We start from the raw sequence: 19,711 nt of genomic DNA on the forward strand, positions 1-19,711 counted from the left end.
CTTCATCAGAATCTAAAATTATAGGTAACTGAAGGGATAACAGGGAACAGCGATACCTGCTTCGCCTGAAAACCGATCGTTTCCTCGTCGTGGATATCCTTCTGCTGCTCAAAGTACACAAAGTACGGGTTGCGGCGGTTATAGGCATTGTATACACTAAAGGTCAGGTCTGCTTCGCCGCGCTTGGGCTTTAGCTTGAGTACAGCACCAAGGTCCAGGCGGTGATAAGCTTCTAACCTGTAGGCGTTTCGGTCTTCATAAATAGGCACAACCGAGGCTGACTTGCCCTCCACATCCTGAAAAGCAAACCGTGCGACAGGTACCGAATATGCATTGCCTGTGCCGTATACAAAGGCTCCTGTCAGGGTTAGCCGTTTGTTAAGCTTATGCATGACCACTAGGCTTACATCGTGGCGTCGGTCGTAACGAGCCGGAAAACGCCTGCCTCCGTTTATGCCGTCGAACTGGCGCCAGGTCCATGAGAGGGTGTAGCCTAACCAACCAGTAGTTTTACCCCGTACTTTTTCCAGATAGATTTCATTGCCGTAGCTATAGCCCTTTCCGAACAGGAAATCATTCTCCAGGCTATCGTTCACAAACAGATTTGCTCCGTCTCGGAAGTCGATCTGGTTCTGCATCCATTTGTAGTATACTTCATTAGAGATAAGGTACTTGCCTCTGCCAAAAATATGGCTCAAACCAAGAGCTGCCTGCTGGGAGCGCTGTGGCTTTACTCCACGGTTAGAAGGATACCAGATATCGGTTGGAAGGGATGCGCCGGAATTAGTGAGCAGGTGCACGTACTGCATCATGCTGGCATAGCTCGCTTTTAGGGCTGTACTCTCGTTGAAGGTATACTTAACTGAGGCACGTGGCTCCAGGGCAGCGTAATTTTTGCCAGCACTGTTGAATCCTGATAGGCGGAGGCCATAATTCAGCGAAACCATCGGGCTTATAACATAATCGTCGGAAACGTAAAGCCCAAACTCACTGCCGCTGTAAGAGTTGCCTGTCCCATAGTTCAGAGTACTGTCCTCCGATTCAAAGTTCAAGCGCCCCACAGTAAAGTTGTGGTGTGTGGCTTGGGCTCCAAACTTCAGGCTGTGCCCTTTCCCTAAAAACCAATCAAAGTCGGTCTTCAAAGTATAATCCTCCACAGCAGAAGTTAGGGTAAAGCTGAAAATATCAATCTTGTTGTTTATGTTATACTTGTATCCGGTATAACCAAGGGAGGTAGAGGCGTATAAATTGTCATTGAACTTATGGCGCCAATTAAGGTTGCCCATTGTATTACCCCAATCGAAGCCAAACGAAAAGCCGCTGTCGTTAAAGCCAAAGAGGTCACGGCCATAGTAACCCCCTAGGGTTAGTTCATCCTTCTTGTTTAGCTTATAACTTACATTACCGTTAAGGTCGTAGAAGTAATAATCAGGTATAGGGTTATAGTCTTTATTGCCTTCGTTCAGGCGGTTAATCTGGCGTGTAAAAATGTCGGCATAAGTGCGGCGCCCGGAAACAGAAAAGTTCAGCTTATCTTTCACGATGGGCCCGTCTACCGTTAAGCGGGAGGAGATAAGGCCAATACCGCCTTTGGTGCTTATGCGCTCGTTGTTGCCCTTATGCATGCTTACATCCACCACCGATGAAAGCCGTCCTCCAAATTGGGCAGGAAAGCCTCCCTTGTAGAGTTCAACACTCTTTACGGCATCCGGGTTAAACACACTGAAGAAGCCGAACAGGTGAGAGGGGTTATAAATCATAGCCCCATCCAACAGTACCAGGTTCTGGTCAGGGCCGCCGCCGCGCACATATAAACCCGAGCTGCCTTCTCCGCCCGACTGTATGCCAGGCTTTAGCTGCATCGTTTTTACCAGGTCCACCTCCCCGAAAAGAGCAGGCAATAAACTTGCTTCTCTGGATGAAAGCGACTCGACACTCATGCGGGTATCGTTCAGTCGCTGGCGAAGTGAGCTGGCTTCTATCTCCACCACCTTCAGTTCGTTACTGGCGGGTTCTAAGGTAAAGTTAATGCTCTCGGGGTTGCCGCCTTTTAAGTTGATGTTGCGGGTATCTGTGGTATAGCCCACATAGGTTGCCTGAAGGGTATGTTTTCCTTCCGGCAGGCTTAAAGTATAAAAGCCTTTTTCGTTAGTGATGGTGCCTGCTGCAGCTTCTGCTACAGAAACTGTGGCACCAATAAGTGGTTCTCCATTTGTAGCAGCGCGTACGTAGCCCTGTACCACCTGCTTTTGCGCCCAGGAAGGCATAGGGACCATCAGTAATAGCAGAACAAAAAGAGTATAAAGAGTACGCATCTATGCTGCTGTTACGCTGGCTTTTTTACTAAGTTAACTAAAGTATAACGCAACAGAATTGAATTTATGTTTCCAGTAACATCAAAACCACCCTTTGCTGCTTTTGGTTTTCTTAATCTCCTGTTTTCAGTATAAAACAAAGGCCGTTACCTCAATGATAACGGCCTTTAGAGTAGATTGGTAGTAGTCGCGTATCTTTAAGCTTTCTTTCGGCTATGAATGTTGTGTAACCTACCCCTGGTATAGCTCCAGTATGCGCTTTTTGAGGTAAAACTCACATTTGCTTTGTAACAGCTCTGCCTGTGCTTTGTTCATGTTGTTGAGCGATTCCATATAAGCAAAGAAGTCTAAGTTACCCAACTCGTAGCGACGCTTGGCTGACTCGAAGGCTCGTTGGGTATATTCCAGGTTGGCTGTAACTGTATTGTATTTCTCGCGGGCTGCCAGCACATCCTGGTATGCCTGTTGTACTGTCTGGCGCAGTTGGTTTTGGCTGGCTACGTAGTCCAGCTCGGCATTGCGCAGGTCCAGGCGGGCTGTCTGTGTATCAAAGTGCCTGCTCAGGCCATTGAAAATCGGTATACTCAGGTTGAGCGCCACCACCTTGCGCTGGTTCAGGTCCAGCTGGTCTAAGTAGGGCATAGTGGAGAGGTCGCCCTGCTCTGGGTTCTTTAGAATGTTGCTGGAGTAGTTAGAGCCTATCATGCCCTCCAGGGTGAGGGTAGGAGAGAAGTTGCTCTTGACCACCTTCAGTTCACTTTTGGCCGCCTCCAGGTATGCGGCAGATGATTTTACCAGCGGCGAGTAGGCCAGCGCATTGGCCATTACCTCAGCTTCAGTTGGTAGCTCCATGCTTATATCCTGCGGAGTGCTTGGCATCTGCAGCGCATAATCGGGGTTGCCCTCTACGTTCATTTCCTGTACAAGCTGTAGCCTTGCTTTGCGGTAATTGTTCTGATGGGTGATCAGGTTCATTTTCTCCGTGGCTATCTGGGCTTTTATCTGATAGACTTCATCCAGCGCCCGTACACCTGCACGCTCCAGTTTCTCCATCTGGCTTAGCTGGCCCTCCAGCAGCGCTACTCTTTGCTCAGATATACTTATGTTCTCCCGGTCCACCAGCGCCTGCAGGTAATAGCCTGTTACATTGGTTTCGAGGTCGATCAGGGCCTGCTGCTCGGAAAAGGCAGTTGCCTGCGCCTGCTGTTTGGACTGCTTCAGTTCAAACAGTTTGGAGAAGCCATCAAAAAGCACCACCTGCCCCGAAATGTAAGGGTAGGAAGCTGAAGTGTTACCACGCTGCACCTGCCCTGTAACGTTGTCGAAGACCAAGCCATTGGTGCGGCTGATATCTGTGTTTGCTGAGATGGAAGGTAGGTAACCATACTTGTTGCGGCGCACGCTGATATCTGCCTTGTTGCTGTTATAGCGTGCCTGGCGCAGGGCCACGTTGTTCTGGCGGGCCAGCTCAAGGCTTTTCTCCAGTGTTAGCGGCTCCTGAGCGTGGGCAGTTGCAGCTAAACTAAGGCACAAGGTTAGCCCTCCCAGCTTTTTGAGCAGGGCTCTGGTGATAAAATTTTTCATAGTTTTATTTTATACTAAGTGCAATGATCTAAACTATAGTATAGCCTAGGCACCATCCATTCCGAGCCAGGCATTGCGTAGTAGCAATTGCTCCGGCGTGGCCGAGGGGTCCGGTTTTAGCAGATGCAGCTGCTCGCGTTTCACTGCTGTGGCTCTGCCTTTCAGCTTTTTCTCTTTTATTTCGCCTTTTTCGTTTCGGCGCCCTACAGTAAAGGTGAGTTTATCGCCGGGCTCCATACTTTGTAGCTCTTCTCCGATTAGCTGGCGGATGTTGGCAGGGGAAATCTCTGTGCCGTTAAAGGCCAACAGCAGATCGCCTGTCTGAAATCCCATCTTGTGTCCAAACGCATCCAAATCGGCAGTGTCGGCTACTTTGATTTTGCCTGTCTCCTCATCAAAACCCGGCGCAAAGTCGCCGTAAGATATAATCTGCTGCGTGCCAGTAGGCTGGTACAGTATACCTACTTTGCGGAAAGTTTCTTCCAGCGGAAGCGGCTCTGCACCTTCTACATATCTTGCAAAAAAGTCCCTGATCTCAGGGTAAGTCAGCTCTGTGATCTTATCAAAAAGCTCTTCGTCCTTAAAGGCGTTGTTCTTACCGTAGGTCTTGGAGAGCTCCAGCATTAAGTCGCGTAGGCCATACTTGCCTTGGCTGAGTTCTCGCAGGCGCACATCCAGCACCATACCGATCAGCGCACCTTTCTGATACACGTTACCATACTCTTTCTCATACTTGTCCAGTACCAGCGCGCTCATCTCGGTAAAAGGAAGGCCATCGTTGTAATAAGTCTTAGACGTGATGATATAATCGCGTATCTTGTCAAGGAAGGTCTCCAGGTCGTACAGGTTCTCATATACTTGCACGTGCGTGGCAAAATACTCTGTTACACCTTCGTACAGCCACAGGTGCTTCGACATTTTAGGGTTGATAAAGTCGAAGTTGCCGATCTCCTCAGAATGTATGTTCAGTGGCGTTACAATATGGAAAAACTCGTGCGCGGCTACATCGCGGATAGTGGAGCTAAATTGCTCCTCGGGCATTTCCGGCAGAAAGTATACAGAAGAGTAAGAGTGCTCCAGCGCTCCAAAGGATCCTGATTTACCCACACGCTCCGGTACGTAGATCAGGAAGGCATACTTGTCTACAGGTAGCGTGCCTCCGAGATAGCTTCGCTGTGCCTCCAATATACTTTTAACGTTGCTGGCTATAGGGCCGGAGGTTACACGACCTGATGGAGAGTATACCGACACCAGCACATCTGCTTCTCCCACTTTAAGTACAGTCGTATCTGGGACGTTGTACATGAGTGGCGAATCGGCCAGGTCCACATAGTTTGGCAGCTCATAAGTATCTAGAGAGTCGTTAGAAACAACTGCCTTTAGTGGTGTAGAGCCATAGAAGCCCTGCGGTTTAGTAATGTTCAGTTGGTAGGGCACCTGTTTCATGCCATCGAAGTAGCCTACAAAGCCAAACGTGTTTAGCAGAAAGTTCTTTCCCTCCTCAATGTTGGTTCCTCCTGGTTCAAACACCACATCTTCTCGTTTGGCAGCGTCAAACGTGTCATCAACCCAGTATGTAATCCGGCTAAGCCTTTGCGCATTTTTAATTCTCCAGCGGTTGGTATCCAGCTTCTCTACATCCAGAGTATCTCCATTTTGGGCATAGGCTTTGAAATTGCTTACAAACTTGCCAAAATCTGAAACAGAGTAAGTGCCCGGTACGATTTTAGGCATGTTGTAGATGATCTCGCTCTGTTTGATGGCAGGTGCCTGCACAGTTACCTGTACCCGGTCGTTTTGCACGTTAGTCAGGTCCACGGTTACGTTATACTTTTGGGCAGAATTATTTTGCGGTTCGCTGCCAGCCAGTGTGGCCATACTCAGGCCAAGGCATAGTGTAAGAGCGGTAAATGTTTTTTTCAGCATGTTTATGTTCTGTTTCTATCAATATAACTCTTACGAGTTATAAAGGATAGCTTTATTAGACGAACTGGCTTTTTTCGTAGACCAGGCGATTTAGGGAAGACAACTTGCCTGAATAACAGATGCAGTTGCCCCTTAAATGATTGCCTGTATTAAAAGTTGTTAGAGGGATTTCCCCGGCTGCGGCAGGCCTTACCGCACTTGCCGGGGTTCTCACCATAAACAAACAACAAACTTTCTTTTACAATTAGTTACTTCGACCTATTGCGTCCGGATAGCCTTCACCGGGTCCAGCAGGGCGGCTTTCACGGCCTGGAAGCTCACCGTTGCCAGGGCGATGACCAGGGCCAGCGTACCCGCCAGGGCGAAGATCCACCAGCTCAGGTCAATGCGGTAGGCGAAGTCCTGCAGCCACTGGCTCATGCCGTACCAGGCCACCGGGCTTGCCAGCACAATGGCTATTAATACCAAGGCGGCGAAGTCCTTAGAGAGCAGCAGCACGATGTTGCCGGTGGAGGACCCCAACACCTTTCGAATGCCGATCTCCTTGGTGCGCTGCTCTGCTGTGAACGAGGCCAGGCCGAACAAGCCAAGGCAGGCAATTAATATGGTAAGGCCAGCGAAATAGCCAAACACGGTCAGCATCTTCTCCTCAGCCTGATACTGGCGGTCGAAGAATTCATCCATGAAGAAATATTCCATTGGGTGCTTCTGATCAAACATGCGCCACTGCTCTTCTACAAAGCTTATAGTGCTGGCCTGGTTCTCTGGCGAAATGCGGGCCATCAGATAGCCAGGCGACTGTGGAATAAGACGTATGGCCAAAGGCTGTACATCGGTATGCAGAGAACTTATATGAAAGTCTTTCACAACACCTATAATTCTGGCGCCTGCACCGGTAACGCTTTCTTCGCCGGTTTTTACCTTCTTGCCAATGGAGTCGCTCCAGCCAAGCCATTTAGCAGCCGCTTCGTTAATGATGATGCCCTCTCGTTGATCCGTTTTCATGTCGCGGGAGAAGTTACGGCCAGCCTGCAGTTCTATACCCATCAGGGGGATAAAGTCATAGTCCACGGCAATGATATCGATTGTCTTTTCAACCATTTTATCGCCTTGCTCCACCAGCATCAGGGTGCGACTTGTTGTTTCTGCCGGTATACTGTAAGAGTTAGACACCTGCAGCACATTAGGGTTCTGCAGCAACTTCTGTTTGATAATAGGGAGACGTTGCACCAGCGTAGAATCCCCACCGGGCACATCAATGACCATTACCTGCTCTTTGCTAAAGCCAAGCTCCGAGTTTTTCAGGAAGTGCATCTGGGCAAACACCACAATGGTGCCGATAATCATGATCAGGGAAATGCTGAACTGCACTACCACCAACGCCTGACGCAGGGTAGCACTGCCACCTTTGGGCTGCTTGTCTGATTTAAGTACATCAGCAGGATTGAAGCCCGACAAGAAAAAGGCCGGATAGCTTCCTGCCACCACACCTACCAATAGTATGATAGCCAGCAACACACCCAGAAACTGCCACTGCAGGAAAAAGTAGGAGGTAAAATTCTTCTCGGTAAGGTTGTTAAAACTAGGTATAAAAATCTGTACCAAGGCCAGCGCCAACAGTACGGCTATAAGCGTTAGCATAACCGACTCGCCCAGGAATTGGCGGATAATCTGGCTGCGATCAGCACCTACCACTTTGCGCAACCCTACCTCTTTGGCTCGCTTGGCAGACCGGGCGGTGGCCAGGTTCATGTAGTTTATACTTGCTATCAGGAGCAGGAATACAGCCACAGCCCCAAAAATGTAAACGTATGAGATGTTTCCCTGAGGAGTTAGATCATGGTTAAAACGCTTGTCGAAGTGGATGTCCTGCAAGGGCTGCACGAACAGGTTCATGTGGGCGTTAAGCTGGTTTTCCTTGATCCAGGGGTTTATGCGGTTTGCCGCCAGGGCATCTACCTGTTTCTGCAGTGCCGGCACCTGATCTTCATGGCGCAGCAGCACATAGGTATAGCTGTTCATGTTAAACCACTGGTTGTTGCGCTCTTCTGCACTGGTAGGTGCATCAATTGTGGCACGGGAAAGAAGACCTGACGCTTTGATGTGGGAGTGTCCTGGGTCGCGGTATACACCAGTAACCGTATACGAATCGCGGCTAAACTTAAGAGTTTCTCCCATGGCCTGCTCATAGCCTCCGAATATTTTTTCTGCAAGCGCCTCTGTCAATACAATGGTTCTTGGGGCATCCAGGGCAGTAGCAGGGTTGCCAGCTAAAAGCTCATAGTCGAAAATTTGGAAGAAAGCACTGTCAGCGAATAGAAGATCCTCTTCTGAGAAAGTCCGATCGTTGTACCAGATCGTTTGTTTGCCGGCATTGTGGAACTGTGTCACAGCCTCTATATCCGAGAACTCACGCGTGGCAGGAGCCAGTGGCGGAGGCGTTACAGCAAACTGGTCCTTGTGCCCCTCAAACACTACCTCCCCTACAAGGCGCACAATGCGATTCTTGTTGCTAAAGTGGTTCTCATAGCTTAGTTCATCCTGTACATACAGAAATATAAGGATACAAGAAGCCACCCCAATGGCCAGACCTACTATGTTTATGGCTGAGTATACCTTGTTTCGGACAAGGTTCCTGAGCATGACGGTAAGGTAGTTGCTAAACATGATTTCAGTTTCTGAATAAGGTCGTTTTATTCTGTTCGTAGCGCATCTACAGGGTTAGACGATGCAGCTTTTATGGCCTGGTAACTTACGGTAACCATCGCCACAGCAAACGCAACCAATGTGGCCAATAAAAAAATATCGGTGCTGATGTCGATGCGGTAGGCAAAATCGGAGAGCCATTTGCGCATGGCATACCAGGCAATAGGCCACGCAAGCAGGTTAGCAAACAACACCAGCTTAAGAAAGTCTTTGGAGATAAGTGCCACTATACCTGACACTGAGGCCCCAAAAACTTTTCGTACCCCAATTTCCTTTGTGCGCTGTACGGTTGTGAAGGAGGCTAAACCAAACAGGCCAAGGCAGGCGATTACTATGGCAATGCAGGAGAATATGGTGAATATCTGTCCTTTCTTTGCCTCATCCTGATAACTCTTCTCATAAAGATCATCCATAAACTGGTATGAGAACGGTACTTTAGGTAGGAACTCCTGCCATGTCTCTTCGATATGAGCAAGTGCCTCTTTGGTATCACCCGCTACTTTTACAGAAATGTTACTATAGCCTTGCGAGTTTGAGATCATGAACACCATTGGGGAAATCTCCTTGTGCAGCGACTCGAAGTGAAAGTCCTGTGCTACCCCAATAATGCGACCGTTGTTACCGCCATAGCTTAAGGTTTGGCCTATGGCCATGTTTGGGTCGTGCCAACCTATCATGCGTGCGGCAGCCTCGTTAACAATGTATGCGGCCGTGTCGTCGCTGGCAAACTTGCGGTCGAAGTTACGACCAGCTGCCATCTTTACCTTATACACATCCAGCATGTCGTGGTCTACAGCAACATACTTTATCGTAGTCGAGGTAGGGGCCATACTTCCGCCCTTGCTTACCTGGGCACCCATGGAGTTCAGTAACTGGTCGGTAGGCACCAGTAAAGACCTGCCTGCACCCTGTATAGCGGATGATTTCATCAGCTCAGCTTTGAAAGCCTCATACTTTGGCGTCAGGCTGCTGCTGTTAGGCAGAACCACCAGCTGATCTGAATCGAAACCAAGGTCTTTCTGCTGCATGTACATCAGCTGTTGGTAAATAATACCAGTGGCAATGATCAGCACAGTAGAAATAGAGAACTGCAGCACTACCAGCGTTTTGCGCAGCATCGGGTTTTTAGAGCTACTGCTCAGGGAACCCTTCAGCACTGTGGCAGCCTGGAAGTGAGACAAGTAAAATGCTGGATACAAGCCGGCCAATACCCCCACCACAAGAGGAAGAGCAAGAACAAGGAGTAGCACCCACTTGTCAGATAGAAGCGCCGTCGTGATGTTTTTACCTGTGAATTCGTTTAGCCAAGGTAGGGCAAGCTCCGTAATACCAAGTGCCAAGATGGTGGCAATGGTGGTGATCAAAACAGACTCCAGCAGAAACTGAAGCACCAGGTTATGTTTGGCAGCGCCAATCACCTTACGCACACCTACCTCCTTCGCCCGGCTGGTAGAGCGGGCTGTACTTAGGTTTACATAGTTGATGCTGGCAATCAGAAGTATGACAATGGCTACAGCGCCTAGTACCATGATGCTGTCTATGTCGCCATTTACCTCCAGTTCAGAATCCAGGTTAGATTTCAGATGGATGTCTGTCAGCTTTTGCAAGTATAAGTTCGTAAACTCAGACGGTTTGTGGCTTCGCGCATGGTCTGTGGCACTGAGGTGGCGATCCAGGAAAGCTGGAAGTTGTGCCTGCAAGCTCTTTGTTTGCTCATCCGACTGCAGAAGCAGGTATGTGGGAAATGAATTGTTGCCATAGTTTGTTTTCAGGGCCTCTGCGCCATACACTGTGGTGTCGTTTAGGGTAGAGAAAGAGGCGAGAAAATCTGGATGCATGTGCGAGTTCTCCGGAAAAGACTTAAATACGGCTGAAACCTTAAACGTTAGTGTCTCATTCAGTCTAAGAACCTTTCCTACGGCCTCCTCATACGGATAGTACTTCTCCGCCATTTTATCGCTAAGCAGGATTGAGTAAGGCTCCTGAAGGGCTTTGTGGGCACTGCCTTTCAGCATGTTGATGTCAAAGATGTCTGCAAAAGCAGGCTCGGCAAAGAAGATGCCCTCTTCACGAAAGGTTTTTTGCTTCTCTGCATCCTCCACTGTCAGGACAGTATGCAGGGTGCGGGCAATACGCTCAATTTCAGGAAAGTCCTGCTGTAGCAGCGGGCCAAAAGGAGGAGCCACGCGTGCCAGGTGAAGGCTAACAGAGCCATCATCGGACAGAAAGTCGCGGGTTACACGGTAAATGCGGTCTGCTTTCGAGTGGTGACGGTCATAGCTAAGCTCATCCTTTACATAAAGAAAGATGAGCATACAGGCGGCTATCCCGATAGCCAAACCACCAATGTTTATAGCAGAGTATACCTTGTTGCGGGCAAGATTACGTAGGGCAACCTTTAAGTAATTTTTTAGCATAGTCTTATCCGTGTAGTGGTATGGCTTATAAGGAAAGCAGCAGGATTTTTACATCTGAGTAGGTTGCTGAGAGGCGCGAAAGCTCACGCCTCTTTAACAACAAACAGCACTTTAAACTTAATCTCGATGTAAGTAAACTCCTTACAGCAACTCTGCTGCATGGCGCTTTACGTTCAGGTTTTCGGTCACGATCTGGCCGTCGAAGAGGTTCACGATGCGGTGTGCGTACTCTGCGTCGGTAGGGGAGTGTGTTACCATTACCACAGTAGTTCCGGCATCGTTCAGCTCAGAAAGCAACTGCATTACCTCACGGCCATGTACTGAGTCCAAGTTACCGGTAGGTTCGTCGGCAAGTATAAGGGCTGGCTCTGAAACAACGGCTCTGGCAATGGCGGCACGCTGCTGCTGGCCACCCGACAACTGCTGCGGGAAGTGGTTGCGGCGGTGTGCGATTCCCATGCGCTCCATAGCCTGCAATGTACGCTTCTCAGTTTCAGACTTTGAGTAACCTAGGTAAGCAAGTGGTAGTGCAATGTTCTCCTCTACCGTTAGCTCATCAATCAGGTTAAAGCTCTGGAACACGAAGCCCAGGTTCTCTTTGCGAAGTTTAGCCCGCTGGCGCTCCGACACATTTGCTACCTCCTGACCCAAGAACTTAAAGCTACCTGAAGAAGGGCTGTCCAACATACCCAGGATGTTGAGCAGTGTAGACTTGCCGCAGCCTGATGGACCCATAATGGCCACAAACTCGCCGCGTTTAATTTTCAGGTCTACCCCAGCCAGGGCAGTAGTTTCTACAGTATCTGTTATGTACTTTTTCTGCAGGTTTTGTGTGTCGATAATCAGTTCTTGCGTGCTCATGGTTCTTGCTGTTGAAAATGGTGGATAGTTTTATTTTGTACCTTTTTGGCAGTTTAGACTTACTTATTCTTTCCTACTTTTTCGTAGTGTCTTACTTCAGTTCCAGCTGGTCTATGTCACCGTAGCTGTCGTATGAAGAAAGAACTACTTTCTCGCCTGGCTGCAGGCCTTCCAGCACCTCGTAATAGTTCGGGTTCTGGCGTCCTAGTTTAATTCTGCGTTTCTCTGCATTGCCGCTTGCTTGGTTCACTACAAACACCCAGTTACCTCCGGTGCTCTGGTAGAAGCCGCCTCTCGGTAAAAGTACAGCCTTGGCTCCGTCGTTCAGGTTAAGCTTTATCTGCAGTGTTTGGCCGCGGCGTATACCTTCCGGAGTGCCTTCTGCAAACTCCATATCCACCTGGAATGTATTGTTCTGTACTTCCGGGAAAACCTTGGTTATAGCTACTTTATAAGTATTGCCGTTGAAGTCGAAGGTGCCTTTCAGGCCTGGGTATACTTTAGAGATGTAATGCTCATCTATGTTGGCCTTCACTTTATAGCCGTCCATGTCATCAATTTGACCGATGTTTTCGCCTGGAGCTTTAGACTCACCAACCTCAGCTTTTAGAGTTGAAAGCTGGCCTGCGAAAGGTGCTGTTACATACAGGTTGTTAAGTGTGTTGCGAGCCATGCCAATGTTAGCTTCCATACGGCGTATAGACTCATCCAGCTGCTTCAGGCGGTCGTTCATTAACTGAGCATCCTGCTTTACCGAGCGTTCAGCCAGCGTTTTGCGTGTATTTAGGTAGTCATACTCGTCTTTTGCAGATTCATATTCTTCACGGGAAATTACCTTCTCTTCGATCAGCATTTTGTTGCGCTCATACTTGCGCTGGGCCAGTGCCAGTTGGTATTTTATCTCAGCCAGGTCGTTTTCTTTGCGGATCAGGTCCTGCTTCATGGTAATCTCTGAGTTCTGGCGCTCGTTCATCAGGTCGTAAAGCTGTGTCTCGCGCGTCATGAAGTCGATCTGTAGCGTGGTGTTAGACAGCTTCAGAATTGTATCGCCTTTTTCTACCATGCGGCCATCATCGGTATAGATTTTCTCAACACGACCTCCCTCTGTAATATCCAGGTAGAATGTTTTGAGCGGTTCTACGGCACCATCAATCGCAATAAATTCCTGAAATGTGCCTTCGCTTACCTGACCGACTGTTATGCGCTTGCTGTCTACATTAAGCTTGGAGCTGTGTTCGGCAAACAGCAGGTTGTAAAGCACCAGCACGAGGCCCAATGCACCGGCTGCAATCAGTATAATTTTCTTAGGCGTTGCTTTTTTCTTTTCAATTACGCGATCCATAGTAGTAGATTTGGTCGTGAGCACAGTATTTCATAGTTTCATTATCCGCTTTGCCAATTACTGTGCCATAATTAATAATTGATTGATTTACAGTTATTTAAGTGTATAGTATATCTGTAGCTATATGTATACTGTCCGGTTCCGTACACCTGAGTGTCCTGTAGCGAACAGCGAACACTTACAGAGCAGGAACTTTGTGGTGTGGGCTTTATACTTAGCAGGCAACATGGCATATTGCACAGAAAAAACGTACTTTTACATATATAACAGCACTTAGCACACATATAAATCTATGAGTAAGGTCTCTTGCAAGGTACTGGTGGTAGATGATGAGGAAGACATATTGATGGCCGGAAAGCTGTTACTAAAGCAGCACTTTGAAGTAGTCAAAACAACATCTGACCCATATAAAATACCAAGCCTGCTGCAGGAGCACAACTTTGATGTGGTGCTGCTGGACATGAATTATAGCATCGGAGCCACCTCCAGTAAAGAAGGGCTCCATTGGCTAAAGCAGATCCTGCAGCTCTCTCCCAAGACTACAGTTATCCTGATGACGGCCTACGGCGACATTGAACTAGCTGTGCGTGCGCTGAAAGAGGGTGCCACAGACTTTGTGCTGAAACCTTGGCAGAACGAGAAGTTAGTGGCTATACTTAAAACTGCCTGCCAGAACCGCAGCGCCTCCGTTAACGGTAAACGATGTGCCGAGAAAGCCGTGCGGGAAAATACCGCTTACCACTACGATGGCTTTATAGGTGTATCGCCGGCTATGCAGCGCGTGTACCAGACAATAGATAAAGTAGCAGGTACCGATGCCAATGTGCTTATACTCGGCGAGAACGGAACAGGTAAGGAGGTAGCAGCGCGTGCTTTGCACCGCAAGTCGAAACGAGCGAATAACGTGTTCGAAATTGTAGACTTGGGAGCTGTAAGCACTACCTTGTTTGAAAGTGAACTCTTTGGGCACGCTAAAGGCTCTTTTACAGATGCCAAAGAAGACCGGGCCGGAAGGCTTGAGGCTGCTTCAGGTGGTACACTTTTTCTGGATGAGATAGGTAACCTGTCGCTTGCGCTGCAGGCAAAGCTTCTTACAGTATTGCAAAGCAGACAGGTCATCCGGTTAGGTACTAATAAACCACGCCCTATCGATATCAGGCTTATCTGCGCCACCAACATGCCACTTTACGACATGGTGCGCGAAGGCACCTTCCGTCAGGATTTGCTTTACCGTGTAAATACAGTAGAAATACACCTGCCCCCGCTTCGTGAGCGACGTGATGACATCAGGCTGTTGGCGGAGCACTTCCTGAAAGTATACCAGCAGAAGTATGAACGCCCCGAGCTACGCCTAAATAGCGAAACAATGCGCCGACTGAACGATTACCATTGGCCTGGCAATATAAGGGAGCTGGATCATGCCATGGAGCGTGCCGTTATACTTTGCGATGGCAACGAATTACACCCAGATGATTTCTACTTTGCACCAAGTGAGGATGGTCAGCAAAAACAGCTTGGGCTGGATAGCCTAGCCGACAACGATTACACGCTGGAGGCATTAGAGAAGATGATGGTACAAAAGGCGCTTGTAAAGCATGCAGGCAATATTACGCATGCTGCAAAAGAGCTAGGCATTACGCGCACCGCCCTTTACCGCAGAATAGAGAAGCATGGGCTATAGCGGGTTCAGGGTAAGGCTGCTGCTGCGCCTTTTCCTTCTTGTATGTATCGTTTTGCTGCTTATGCTGGTGCTCTACCGCACAGACTGGTATGTAACGGCACTATGCTTATTCCTGCTCGTGCTGTTCCAGCTCTATGATCTTGTTCATTTTGTAGAGCGAACTAACAGGGATATCAGCAGCTTTCTGCAGGCTATGCGCCACTCAGATTTTACACAGCGCTTTGCTACCGAAGGCGTAAACCCCTCTTACCAAGAGCTGTACCAGAGCTTTAATGATATTTCTGAGGCTTTTTCACGTGTAAAGACAGAGAAACAAGCACACTATCATTACCTGCAGGCCATTGTAGAGCAGGTGGGAGTAGGAATTCTTTCTTTTGATGAGGAGGGGGAAGTGCAGTTAGTTAATAACGTTACTAAATCTCTTTTGCGGGTGCCTCACCTGCTACACATAGACTCCCTTGAGCGTTTGAGTCCTGACCTGGTGCAGGCACTTTTTGGCATAGGTCATGAAGAGAAAAGGCTGGTTACGCTACAGGTCAACGAAGAAGAACTATTACTTAATCTCAGTGCCACAGAGCTCCTCTCGCAGGGCAAACAGATCAAGATTGTAACGCTGCAAAACATAAAGTCGGAGCTAGAGGAGCAGGAGCTACAAACATGGCAGAAGGTGATTCGTGTGCTGACGCATGAAATCATGAACTCCATTACCCCGGTCGTTTCTCTCACTTCTACTGTAAACAACCTTTTGGAGGAAGAGGTGATTGCCAAACTGGCAAAAGGTGAAAGTATAGAAGAGGAGGTATTGGAAGACATGCAGGCTGGCTTAAGAACCATAGAGAAGCGCAGTGCTGGTATGCTTCACTTCGTGAAGAACTACCGTCGCCTGATGCGACTACCATCGTCGGAGCTAAGGCCTGTGAAGGTAGTAGACATGATGCGTTCTGTGCATACGCTGTTGCAGCATCAGATGGAAGAGCAGCATGTTAATTTTAAGATGTATCTGCCAGACGAAAAGACAGAGGTGTTGGCCGATGCCGAGCAACTGGAGCAAGTGCTGATCAATCTTATCAAGAACGGCATGGAGGCTTGCCAAAACGCGCATGCCCCCTGCGTAGAGGTTGTGGCTTTTGTGCCGGAGGGCGAGCGCGAAAGGCTGCGCATCGATGTAACAGACAATGGCCCTGGTATACCGGATGAAGTGCTGGACAAAATTTTTATTCCGTTCTACACCACTAAAAAACAAGGTTCTGGTATAGGGCTAAGCCTGTCTAAGCAGATTATGCGCCAGCACGGTGGCTCTATCCGGGTGCATACACAGCCTGGCCTCACCACCTTCAGCCTTAGCTTAAAGCGGGTAAACGAACGTGTGTTATTAGATCATTAAAAGCAGAATACAGCTAACTGGATAAGTGCTTAAATCAGGAAAGTGGAAAAACACTCGATTAGGTAAGGATTAAACATACTGCTGGATAACCTGCGTTAGTTGCTGCGCCGGCATAGCTCCAGACTGACGCCACACCTGCTTTCCTTTATGGAAAAGTATAAAAGTTGGTACGCCCTGTACCTTAAATTGCGATGCAGCTGCCTGATTGTTGTCTATATTTACTTTTACAACCTTTAGCTTACCGTTATACTGGCTGGCTACTTGTTGTACTATTGGACTCATTGCTTTGCAGGGACCACACCAATCCGCGTAAAAGTCTACCAGTACCGGCATCCCTGGGCTATTGATAAGCTCTTGAAAAGATCTCTTTGCCATTGCTTTTGTTTTATTAGTTCAAGTACATCTTCAAATACGCTTAATCCTTCTGGATTGGTTGCAGGAGAACTTGTATTTGCCTCTTAGCCTCAAAACAGACTGTAACGCTAAATGTTGTGTTATATATCTGTTAACTCTGCTCCTCATAAACATAGTGCACGGCAGGTTGAAAGTTTAAATGCAATATTCGCTATATTTAGTCTTTCAATTTAGCCAACAAGCTTTTATGCCAACATACGACGGAACTGAGGGCGCTGCTATAGAACTATCGCAGGCCGCTAAATGGACCAAAATATACCGTGATAGTTTAGCTGAGGAGGCCACAGCAGGAGGGAGAATAAAAGCTCATTTCTTTGGCCGTGATATTCTGCTGAAAATATTGAAGCAGGATGGCTGCATGGGCATCAGAATGTATTATGCCAAGGACGAGAATGGGCAGAAACAACTTATTTTAGTGGGAGCCAACGCCGAGGGCGAGGATATGGTAGAGGGTACAATCGCAGACAAATCCCACTTCTGCCCTCCGGATTGTGTAGAGAGCGAGCTAAACGGATGATGGAGTTTTACTTGAGGGAAATCTATCCTTGGTTAATTAGTTTATCCAGCATCAGCATAGGTATCCCGCTTCTTGCCGGCGTCCTCCTCATCACGAAGCGAAACAGTTTATTGTTCAAGTTGATATTGCTCTATATTAGCTACGTTGCTTTATCTGAGGTAGTGGGGGAGCTAACGATATACTTGGGTACCAGTAATAACCTGTGGATAAATCATTTGGACACTCCCATTGAGTTTATATTGATAGCCACAACTTACTATGTCAGCTTTAAGCAAAAACCTTTGAAGTATGGAGTTGTAGCTGCTGCTGTTGGTTTCGGTGCCTTTTGTATATTGGGTTTATTCTGGGGGGAGGACGTGACCCAAATGAATTCCACGCCGCGGATAGTGGCTGCAGTTCTGCTTATAGCCATGGCAGTTTTATACTTTTATCAAACAGCCAACGAAGTAAATTACACTTACCTGGACCGGGACCCAATGTTCCTGCTAAGCAGTGGCATCATAATTTACCAGGCTGGTACTTCCATGGCATACAGCATGTTTAACGCAGCCTTGGCCGAATCTTATGACTCTGCTCGTATGTGCATCACAGTTATACTAGTGCTTAACATTTTATTCAGAATCACCTTGATGCTGGCAATAAGGCGTACACCCCTTGCATGAAAGTTCTAGACCCACTCATACTGATCACTCCAGTAATGCTGATTTTGGCAGTGGGTATTATTGCATTCGTGGTGCTTTACCAACGACGAATGCTGCAGCACCAGGAGCACTTGCAACGGTTGCAGTCTATCAAACAGCAACAGTTGCTGGAGGCTACCTTCAGGGCCCAAGAAGAGGAGCGCCGCCGTGTGGCCCGCGACCTACACGACGAGGTAGGGGCTATGCTGGCATTAGTAAGGTTAAATTTGCATCAACTGGTAAGCAATGTGGAGGTAAAAGATGAGCGGCTACTGAACAGTGCACAGAACATGAAGCAGCAGCTTGATGAGGTGCTGGGAAGTGTACGCCGGATTTCTCATGATTTGATGCCTGTAGTGCTGGAGAAGATGGGGCTGGCACAGGCACTAGATGCCTTAAGACGTACTTTGGCGGCTACCGGGCAACTAGAGCTGGAGATAAGCTATAACGATAAGAGTATACGCCTTCCTCCTCAACACGAATTGCTGCTGTACCGTATGGTGCAGGAGCTACTGAACAATACTCTTAAGCATGCGCAGGCTAGCCAAGTTACAGTTATTCTTTCCTTCACAGCTTCGCAGGTTCATATTATTTACAAAGACAACGGAATTGGCTTTGAAGTAGGAGCCTTGGAACATGAAAAAGGCATGGCCGGTGGTCTAGGCATCATGAGTCTGCAGAGCCGGGCTGCTCTATTAAATGGAAGTATCAGCATTAAATCTGCGCCCGGAGCCGGTACTACTGCCGAAATAACAGTACCAATTACTTCACCCGACCTAGAAAACACAACCAACAACCATAACCCTATTACTACTCATGGAGTATCAGCCTCTAACATTGGCAATAGCCGATGACCACAACTTGTTCCGGAAGGGGGTTCTGGAACTACTAAAAGCTTTTGATGAAATCACATTGGTGGCGGATGCCAGCAACGGAGCCGAACTTCTCGAAAAAATTGAGTCCGACCTGCCCGATGTGGTGATGCTGGACCTGGAAATGCCCGAGATGGACGGAGTAGCAACTTCTCGGTACCTGCTCTCCAAATATCCTGATGTCCGCATCCTGATCATGTCTACCTATGGGGACGAGGCACTGGTAGACAACCTGCTGGAGGAGGGTGTAAAAGGGTATCTGCTTAAGAATTCAGAACCTGATGAGCTACGGCAGGCATTACAAGCCTTGAAAGCTGGCAAGGGGTATTTCTCTCCAAGGTAAATTTAAAAGATGATGTTCAGCATCAGGCCCGGAAAATGACACCGGGTTTTTTTGTGTCTTTAATTTACATTTTAATTTTTCTAATATATAACTAAACTTTTTTGAATATGAAGAGTATGACTGATATATAATATTAAACTAATATAGTTTTGAATCATTTTTCTTTTTGCTCTGGTAAAGTGCAGATGTGGCGGCAGCTTATAGCAGCATTTATAGTATGCTGCGCATTATTCTTGCCCACAAGTATAATGGCTCAGCAAGAGGAGAAGAGAGATACAGCACAGCAACAAGCTACGCAAGGTCCCAATCAGTTTGAGGAGGCCATCCGTAGTTCTGCCGATTTGGAGGTTGATGGTTTAATAGTAGATGAGACTATAACTAAAATTGGGCGCGATTTTTACGATGTGTTCCATCGGCAATGGGAGGCACCTCCATCTGCTAAAAACTTTACCATTCTAATAAAAGAGCGGCCTACCCGTGGCAATGGGGCGCTCATTCAGGTGGCTCTTAACGATGAGCTTCTGTTTGAGCAGCAGCTGCAGCCAAGGTTCGACGTGATCGAAGAAACCGCTAGCTATGTAGCAACTGGCTTATACGAGTACCTGCTCCGAAATCACTTACAGCAGCAGCTGGAGGCAGAAGGGAGGAAGGAATGGGAGGTATTCTAAA

15 protein-coding genes are annotated in these 19,711 nt (G+C 48.0%); 7 read left to right on the forward strand and 8 right to left on the reverse strand.

What is annotated here, in order from left to right:
- Nucleotides 1-5: 5 nt before the first annotated feature.
- The 7 genes from PKOR_RS12595 to PKOR_RS12625 form a co-directional block, all read right to left on the reverse strand.
- On the reverse strand, nt 6-2,315 hold the full coding sequence (locus PKOR_RS12595; protein ID WP_046311176.1) for a TonB-dependent receptor: 2,310 nt from the start codon (nt 2,313-2,315) through the stop codon (nt 6-8).
- Nucleotides 2,316-2,546: 231 nt separating this feature from the next.
- Nucleotides 2,547-3,899 (reverse strand): TolC family protein, encoded by a 1,353-nt coding sequence (locus PKOR_RS12600; protein WP_046311178.1) that lies wholly within the window; start codon nt 3,897-3,899, stop codon nt 2,547-2,549.
- 45 nt (nt 3,900-3,944) lie between these two features.
- Nucleotides 3,945-5,825 (reverse strand): M61 family metallopeptidase, encoded by a 1,881-nt coding sequence (locus PKOR_RS12605; protein WP_052738841.1) that lies wholly within the window; start codon nt 5,823-5,825, stop codon nt 3,945-3,947.
- Between the two features lie 258 nt (nt 5,826-6,083).
- On the reverse strand, nt 6,084-8,492 hold the full coding sequence (locus PKOR_RS12610; protein ID WP_046311180.1) for an ABC transporter permease: 2,409 nt from the start codon (nt 8,490-8,492) through the stop codon (nt 6,084-6,086).
- Nucleotides 8,493-8,518: 26 nt separating this feature from the next.
- The gene (locus PKOR_RS12615) at nt 8,519-10,948 is read right to left on the reverse strand and encodes an ABC transporter permease (RefSeq protein ID WP_046311181.1); all 2,430 of its coding nucleotides are present in this window, start codon (nt 10,946-10,948) and stop codon (nt 8,519-8,521) included.
- Nucleotides 10,949-11,089: 141 nt separating this feature from the next.
- On the reverse strand, nt 11,090-11,791 hold the full coding sequence (locus tag PKOR_RS12620) for an ABC transporter ATP-binding protein (RefSeq protein ID WP_200897461.1): 702 nt from the start codon (nt 11,789-11,791) through the stop codon (nt 11,090-11,092).
- Between the two features lie 109 nt (nt 11,792-11,900).
- Nucleotides 11,901-13,175 (reverse strand): efflux RND transporter periplasmic adaptor subunit, encoded by a 1,275-nt coding sequence (locus PKOR_RS12625; protein ID WP_235336282.1) that lies wholly within the window; start codon nt 13,173-13,175, stop codon nt 11,901-11,903.
- A 268-nt stretch (nt 13,176-13,443) separates the two neighbouring features.
- Between PKOR_RS12625 and PKOR_RS12630 the strand changes: the two genes are divergently transcribed.
- The gene (locus tag PKOR_RS12630; RefSeq protein WP_046311187.1) at nt 13,444-14,832 is read left to right on the forward strand and encodes a sigma-54-dependent transcriptional regulator; all 1,389 of its coding nucleotides are present in this window, start codon (nt 13,444-13,446) and stop codon (nt 14,830-14,832) included.
- Nucleotides 14,822-16,216 (forward strand): sensor histidine kinase, encoded by a 1,395-nt coding sequence (locus PKOR_RS12635; RefSeq protein ID WP_046311190.1) that lies wholly within the window; start codon nt 14,822-14,824, stop codon nt 16,214-16,216. The genes PKOR_RS12630 and PKOR_RS12635 overlap by 11 nt, the downstream gene beginning before the upstream one ends.
- Nucleotides 16,217-16,285: 69 nt before the next feature.
- Here the strand turns inward: PKOR_RS12635 and trxA are convergent, their stop codons facing one another.
- Entirely contained in the window at nt 16,286-16,591 is a 306-nt protein-coding gene (gene trxA, locus PKOR_RS12640; protein WP_046311191.1) for a thioredoxin, read from the reverse strand.
- Between the two features lie 226 nt (nt 16,592-16,817).
- On the opposite strand from trxA, the gene PKOR_RS12645 reads away from it, so the two are divergent.
- The 5 genes from PKOR_RS12645 (at nt 16,818) to PKOR_RS23510 (ending at nt 19,710) form a co-directional block, all read left to right on the forward strand.
- Complete coding sequence (locus tag PKOR_RS12645; protein WP_046314434.1) at nt 16,818-17,147, forward strand: hypothetical protein; 330 nt, start codon at nt 16,818-16,820, stop codon at nt 17,145-17,147.
- On the forward strand, nt 17,144-17,809 hold the full coding sequence (locus PKOR_RS12650; protein ID WP_046311193.1) for a hypothetical protein: 666 nt from the start codon (nt 17,144-17,146) through the stop codon (nt 17,807-17,809). The genes PKOR_RS12645 and PKOR_RS12650 overlap by 4 nt, the downstream gene beginning before the upstream one ends.
- Nucleotides 17,806-18,681, forward strand: coding sequence for a sensor histidine kinase (locus PKOR_RS12655; protein WP_071843144.1), 876 nt, complete (start codon nt 17,806-17,808; stop codon nt 18,679-18,681). The genes PKOR_RS12650 and PKOR_RS12655 overlap by 4 nt, the downstream gene beginning before the upstream one ends.
- On the forward strand, nt 18,644-19,042 hold the full coding sequence (locus PKOR_RS12660; protein WP_046311194.1) for a response regulator: 399 nt from the start codon (nt 18,644-18,646) through the stop codon (nt 19,040-19,042). The genes PKOR_RS12655 and PKOR_RS12660 overlap by 38 nt, the downstream gene beginning before the upstream one ends.
- Before the next feature lie 248 nt (nt 19,043-19,290).
- A complete protein-coding gene (locus tag PKOR_RS23510; protein WP_052738843.1) occupies nt 19,291-19,710 on the forward strand; it encodes a CsgE family curli-type amyloid fiber assembly protein in 420 nt (139 codons plus the stop codon).
- Nucleotide 19,711: the final 1 nt, after the last annotated feature.

It is taken from the genome of Pontibacter korlensis (assembly GCF_000973725.1).
GTDB classification, from domain to species: Bacteria; Bacteroidota; Bacteroidia; order Cytophagales; family Hymenobacteraceae; genus Pontibacter; species Pontibacter korlensis.